A 672-nucleotide genomic window follows, 5' to 3' on the forward strand; every position below is an offset into this window, starting at 1 on the left:
GTGTGCGGCTTGGCCACTACGTGTCCAGTCTGATCAACATAACTGACGGTCTCATGGACCGTCTTATCATAGTTGGTGCGAGTTGGCCACTTTGGTCCATCTGGTTCATCTGGATGGATTGGCGCTCCCGGTGTCTGTGGATCCGTTGGATTCACTGGCGTCAGCTGATGCTTCAAGTGAACCGTGAAGTTCTGAGCAGTTTTGTCATCATTGTCGAATGTCAAATCTGCTGGATAGCCATCAGTAACTAACTCATACCCGTGTTTCTTATAATCCGCAATGCTGCCACTGGTACTATAACTGGATTTCGAGCCCGTTGTTCCTGAAATTGAATCCGTCTTTAAAGTTTTGCCGGTCGTATCATCAACGTAGCTGACACTACCTTTTTGCTGATCTGCGGTATAGGTGATCGTTGTATCTTTCGTCGGATCACTTGGCTGATAACGGCTACCGGGTGTCAAAACATGACCTTCTGGATCATGTGCTGTATAACCTGGTACCGTCGGTACACCGGCTGGTGTAACCTTCGTCGCATCACGTGGGTCATTTGGATAGACTACTCTTGGTACTCTAGGGAAGTTCCCATCACTTGAGCTTGGTACCAATGATCCGACTTTCGTGTATGTCACGGTCTCATTAACATCTGCTGAATCGGCATTCAGGTCAGTTACG

Annotated in this window: 1 protein-coding gene; it reads right to left on the minus strand. The window is 48.1% G+C overall.

The window, feature by feature from the left end:
• A partial coding sequence (locus GQS57_RS18910; RefSeq protein ID WP_205860310.1) for a hypothetical protein occupies positions 1-672 on the minus strand: 672 nt, incomplete at both ends.

Source organism: Polaribacter sp. 20A6 (assembly GCF_011378915.1).
Classification (GTDB): domain Bacteria; phylum Bacteroidota; class Bacteroidia; order Flavobacteriales; family Flavobacteriaceae; genus Polaribacter; species Polaribacter sejongensis.